The organism is Arthrobacter sp. JCM 19049, from assembly GCF_001310435.1.
Genome location: NZ_BAXF01000140.1, coordinates 1 through 5,015, shown reverse-complemented (window position 1 = coordinate 5,015; position 5,015 = coordinate 1). Strand labels below are relative to the sequence as shown.

General features: G+C 62.2%; 7 protein-coding genes, 2 tRNA genes and 1 pseudogene. 8 read left to right on the top strand and 2 right to left on the bottom strand.

The features are described 5' to 3' along the window. The 3 genes from JCM19049_RS08040 to JCM19049_RS08030 all read left to right on the top strand — a co-directional run. On the top strand, positions 1 to 1,045 hold a 1,045-nt coding region (locus JCM19049_RS08040), incomplete at its 5' end, for a hypothetical protein (RefSeq protein WP_054821325.1). Positions 1,046 to 1,106: 61 nt separating this feature from the next. Continuing rightward, entirely contained in the window at positions 1,107 to 1,487 is a 381-nt protein-coding gene (gene rsfS / locus JCM19049_RS08035; RefSeq protein ID WP_054821324.1) for a ribosome silencing factor, read from the top strand. A gap of 72 nt (positions 1,488 to 1,559) precedes the next feature. Continuing rightward, positions 1,560 to 1,632, top strand: a tRNA-Ala gene (locus JCM19049_RS08030). 354 nt (positions 1,633 to 1,986) lie between these two features. Here JCM19049_RS08030 and JCM19049_RS08025 read toward each other — a convergent pair. After that, entirely contained in the window at positions 1,987 to 2,334 is a 348-nt protein-coding gene (locus JCM19049_RS08025) for a DUF3021 family protein (RefSeq protein WP_279402745.1), read from the bottom strand. A 470-nt stretch (positions 2,335 to 2,804) separates the two neighbouring features. Next, positions 2,805 to 2,877, bottom strand: a tRNA-Ala gene (locus JCM19049_RS08020). 207 nt (positions 2,878 to 3,084) lie between these two features. Between JCM19049_RS08020 and JCM19049_RS08015 the strand changes: the two are divergent. The 5 genes and pseudogenes from JCM19049_RS08015 to JCM19049_RS08005 all read left to right on the top strand — a co-directional run. Then, positions 3,085 to 3,896 (top strand): annotated as a pseudogene (locus tag JCM19049_RS08015) (ABC transporter ATP-binding protein). A 62-nt stretch (positions 3,897 to 3,958) separates the two neighbouring features. Then, positions 3,959 to 4,192 carry a hypothetical protein gene (locus JCM19049_RS19480; protein WP_279402744.1) on the top strand — a complete coding sequence of 78 codons (234 nt, stop codon included), beginning with the start codon at positions 3,959 to 3,961 and terminating at the stop codon, positions 4,190 to 4,192. Beyond that, positions 4,173 to 4,430, top strand: coding sequence for an ABC transporter permease subunit (locus tag JCM19049_RS19475; RefSeq protein WP_279402743.1), 258 nt, complete (start codon positions 4,173 to 4,175; stop codon positions 4,428 to 4,430). Before JCM19049_RS19480 ends, JCM19049_RS19475 begins: the two co-directional genes overlap by 20 nt. Beyond that, positions 4,385 to 4,567, top strand: a complete 183-nt coding sequence (locus JCM19049_RS19470) for a hypothetical protein (RefSeq protein WP_279402746.1) — start codon at positions 4,385 to 4,387, stop codon at positions 4,565 to 4,567. Before JCM19049_RS19475 ends, JCM19049_RS19470 begins: the two co-directional genes overlap by 46 nt. Next, positions 4,564 to 5,015: ABC transporter permease subunit (locus JCM19049_RS08005; RefSeq protein ID WP_054821322.1), on the top strand; the 452-nt coding region annotated here is incomplete at its 3' end. The genes JCM19049_RS19470 and JCM19049_RS08005, both read left to right, overlap by 4 nt.

Genomic DNA, 5,015 nt, shown 5'->3' with positions numbered 1-5,015 from the left:
CGGGAAGCCCGCTGACGCCAAGGCCGGGGACTCCAAGCCTGCCGCCCAGTCGAGTGAAAGCGAATCTGGTGACACGCCGGGGGAGCGCGCGTCCCTGCGGCGTGCCAGGGACCGTGAAGCGCTGCGTGAGCGCCGTCGGCTGCAGGAGGAAGTCTCCCAGCTGACCAACCACATTCCCGCCGTTGAGCCCGGGGATGACCCGAAGCCGCTGACCCGCCGCCAGCTGCGTCTGCAGGCCCTGGCCGAACAGCAGAAGGCGGAGAACGCCGGGGCAGCCAAGCCGGTACCGGTCAAGCCCAAGAATTCCACGCCGTCCAAGGACGAGGACTCCCCGGAAACCACCGTCATGAGCGTGGAGGAGGCCCTGGCGGCCCGCCGTGAAAGCGCCCCCGCGCCGCCAGTGGACCCGAACCTGCTGCGTGATGACGACAACGACATCGATCTGGAAGTTCTCGCCCACCAGCGCGAGATGGCGGCCCGCGCCGCCATCATCTCCCGCCGTGCGGCCGAACGCGAACGCCTGCGTCAGCAGAACGCCAAAGCCGGCCAGGAAGCTCCCGCATCAGATCCCTTCACCGGAGCGATGGGCAACATCAGTGAACTTGAGGACAAGGTCTCACGTTCCGGGGTGCCCAGCCCGAAGACCGAGAGCGTGTCCCTGGACCTGGATTCCACCGGCAAGATCGCCCCGGCCAAAAAGCCGGCGGCCGAGTCCGGCAAGAAACCTGAAGCCAAGCCGGCCGGCAAGACCCCGGCGAAGGAAGCGGCCAAGCCTGCGGCACAGAAGTCGGGAGTGAAGAAGGCCACGCCAGCGGCCAAGCCGAAGCCCAAGGAAGAAGAGCAGACCACCTCGGCCCAGGCTACTTCGGGCGACCCGGTGCAGATGCCGCGTGTCGAAGCCGTCAGCGCCCAGGGGCTGCAACCCCTGGACGCCCAGACAGCTGGTGTGCGCCGCGCCAACAACATGTTCCTGGCCATGATTGCGGCCCTGGCCGTGGGCGGGATCGCATTGGTTGTCGGCATCATCATGATGCTCAACAACTAAGCTGTGTCCGTCAACTATAATTGAGCTGACTTAATTCATCGTCAAGGAGACACTCCACTATATGGGCGCACACGCTGATTCCATCGCACTTGTTCACGCTGCCGCACTGGCCGCCAGCGAGAAGAAGGCCGAAAACCAGGTCGCATTGGATGTTGCCGACCGCCTGGGCGTGACCGACGCCTTCCTGATCGTCTCGGGGTCTTCCGAGCCACAGGTCAATGCCATTGTGGACGAGATCCAGGCGAAGCTGCTGGAAAAGTTTGACCTGCGCCCGGTGCGTCGTGAAGGCTTCGGCATGGGCCGTTGGGTCCTGCTGGACTACGGTGACGTCGTGGTGCACGTGCAGCACCAGGAAGACCGGGTGTTCTACGCGCTGGAACGTCTCTGGGCCGACTGCCCGGTCATCGACCTGCCGGCAGAGGTCGCTCAGGAACAAAGCTAGGTTTGGATTTGCGTCTGAGTCGGCAACTCACTTATGATTATTGAGTTGCCTTATGAGGGCGGCAAACCTTTCGGGGGTATGGCGCAGTTGGTAGCGCGTCTGCATGGCATGCAGAAGGTCAGGGGTTCGAATCCCCTTACCTCCACCGAATAAGAGATGGCGTCGGGTTTCCGGCGTCATCTTCTTTTTGTGCCCGGGTATATCGCTAGGAATAGCAGAAGCGGTAGCTAAGTAGTTTACGTTCTCAACGCACTCTGACCCAGTACCTCGCAGGAAGCGATCTCCACGGGTCTAGGTCGGGCTCATGCTGAGAGAAGCGGGTAGCTGTGCATTGCGTTGCCTGAGGCTCTGGCAATGACGGGGTTTCGGCTAAACGACGAAAGCCGCTCATTCGCGCGTCAAGCCGGGGGTTTTGTTAGTCCCTGGCAGTTTTCTTGGATTGAACCATTCAGCACGTCACGTCGAATCTTCGTTCCGTGCACTGTCGGCTGTTCGAGTTTTAGGACCGCTTCTGTTCCTGGATCCGGTTAACAAGATATCCGATTGTCCATCCGTTGATGCCAAATAGCAGGAACACGCCGATAGCTAGCGGTACGCGGAACCATCCGCTGAAGAGAAGCAACGGCAATACGGTCGCGAGCACCGCAAGGAAATGCACGAGCGATCGTTTCGCGAGCGGCCATGAATTGATGTCGTAGATGGGCATCACAGCAATGGTCGCCGCTGCGATCAGTCCCGCAAACAAGGTGCCATTCGACTGTGCGGCATCCTCGATGAAGAACGCGAGGGTGACCATGATTACCCCTGTTACTGCGCCTGAAACAAGGAACGGCGTCGCCGGCTTCACGCTCCCCACCCTAGCGCCCCTGCGCGGCTCTGCGGTAGCATGAACGCCTTTTAGGTTCTCACGTCGTTGTCGTTGCAGCGTAGGCACTGGCCGATCTGGAGGGGTCATCCCTTCTTGCGTGGTTGTCCATTGCCCAGCGTGTTCCTGGTCGCCGTGTTTGTCTCAAAGCAGTCTGGCGCCTCATTCGCTGGGAAGCGGCTGCCACGACTTACCCTGCTTGAGGAGCGAGGGCCCAGTTTGTGGCGTGTTCGGGGACGACTTCACGTGGGAGCGATCCAAGGATGCTGCGGATCAGTGCCGGTTAGTTCCGTGGACGAGGTACTGCTAAGTATTTGCCGGGGGGAGACCTGGTAGTTTCCGGTTCGCCTACGGGTCGAACCCCGTAGGCGAACCGGAAACTGGCGGCAGAAACAAGGAAACCCACCCTCACCAGTCATTGATGACCTTGTGAGAGCGGGTTTCCTTAGCAGTGGAGCTAAGGGGAATCGAACCCCTGACCTTTTCATTGCGAACGAAACGCTCTACCAACTGAGCTATAGCCCCTGACCTAATCGAGACTACTCCTGTCACTTGATAGTTACCAAATCGGTTTCCTGTCAGCTTCGATACCTACCGGATAGACGCCGCTCACGCCGCTCGCTCGGAATTTCCTGTTTGACTACGCATCGACTGGAATTGGGTTCCTTCGCCTCGGTAGGGTGAACACAGGTGGGCGTGGACTGTGTGCCTACAGCAGGGAGAAGGGGAAGCATGATCGAATTTCGTGCAGTACAGATGCAGTACCCGGGCGGCACCATTGCCGTGCGCGATTTCAGCTACACGATCCCCTCCCATAAGGTGATCGCCCTGGTTGGCTCCTCCGGCTGCGGCAAGACCACTTTGCTGCGGATGGTGAACCGGATGGTCGAGCCGACCTCCGGCAGTGTGCTGATCGATGACGAGAACGTGGCCGACGCCGATCCAGTGCGCCTGCGCCGCTCAATCGGCTACGTCCTGCAGGCCGGGGGTCTGTTGCCGCACCGGACCGTGCTGGAGAACATCGCCACCGTACCCATGCTCAACGGGACTGCCCGCCGTCAGGCGTTGGGCGAAGCTGAAGAGCTGCTTTCCCGGGTCGGCTTGGACCAGAAGATGGCCCAACGCTATCCGGGGCAGCTCTCGGGCGGGCAGCAGCAGCGCGTGGGAGTGGCCCGGGCCTTGGCCTCGGATCCGAACATCCTGCTGATGGATGAGCCGTTCGGCGCGGTTGACCCGATTGTGCGCCGTGAACTGCAGGACGAGCTGGCCCACCTGCAGCAGCAGCTGGGCAAGACCATCGTGCTGGTCACCCATGATATCGACGAGGCATTCCGGTTGGCCGACGAGGTGGTGATCCTGCGTGAGGGTGCCAGATCGCCCAGGCGGGTTCACCCACCGAAATCCTCAGTGATCCGGCCGATGACTTTGTCCGCGAATTCACCGGGGCACACCGCGGCAGCCGCCAACTGAGCGAAAAGCTGGTGAACGGAACTCGGCTGGCGGTCGATGACCGGGGCCGGGCGGTAGGGGTGCTGCCTTCGTGAACTGGCTGAGCCATTCTTGGCCTTGGATCTTTGAGCTCACCGCACGCCACCTGGCACTGAGCGTGCCTGCCATCGTGCTCAGTGTGCTGATCGCGGTGCCGCTCGGGCGACTGGCGTACCGTCATCCGCGGGTGGGCGGAGCGTTGCTCTCGGCCGCGACCCTGCTTTACGCGATCCCGGCCCTTCCACTGCTGATCATCATCAGCACTCTTCGGGTTCTCATTGCGGTCCCCGGCGACGATTATCGTGGCGTTGACGCTGTACGGCATCGCATTGATGGTGCGTACCGCCGCTGATGCGTTTAACGCCGTGCCTGCTGAGGTGCGTCAGGCCGCGATGGCGATCGGCCATTCCCCGCGTCAGACGTTCTGGAAGGTGGAATTGCCGCTGGCTATCCCAGTGCTGATTTCCGGAGTGCGGGTGGTGGTGGTTTCCACGGTGGGGCTGGTGACGATTGGGGCACTGGTCGGCATCGCGAGCTGGGCACCTTGTTCACGGACGGTTTCCAGCGTGGAATCACCGCCTCGGTGCTGACCGGGATTATCGCCACCGTCATCCTGGCCTTGGTGCTTGACGGCCTGGTGCTCCTGCTGGGTCGCATCGCCACCCCCTGGGCTTCCCAGCACGTGGCAATCAAGGCCCAGGACACCACCCGTGAGGTGAGCGCATGAGCTTGTTCTTGGATGCACTGCAGTGGCTCGCTGAGCCCGCCCACTGGTCGGGGGCGAATGGCATCGGCACCCGGCTGGGTGAACACGTTTTCATCACGCTGCTGGTGGTTGTGGTCGCCGCCGTCATTGCCTTGCCCGTCGGGATTGCCGTGGGACACACCGGCCGCGGCCGGACCCTGGTTGTGGGCGTTCTCGGAGCGGCACGTGCCGTACCCACGCTGGGGCTGCTCACCCTATTGGGGTTGTGGCTCGGGATTGGTTTGAAGGCTCCGGTCATCGCGCTGATCATCCTGGCGATTCCTTCACTCTTGGGCGGGCGCCTACGCGGGGTCGAATCGGCCAACCGCACCGTGGTGGATGCGGCCCGGGCGGTGGGCATGAGCGAAGGCCAGCTCATCCGCCGTGTCGAGATGGCCCTGGGCGCTCCGGTCATCATCGGCGGCGTGCG

What these genes read in the sequence shown, in the direction of transcription:
- JCM19049_RS19475 (WP_279402743.1), top strand. Translation starts at nt 4,173, where the DNA reads ATGGTGCGTACCGCCGCTGATGCGTTTAACGCCGTGCCTGCTGAGGTG.
- rsfS (WP_054821324.1), top strand. Translation starts at nt 1,107, where the DNA reads ATGGGCGCACACGCTGATTCCATCGCACTTGTTCACGCTGCCGCACTG.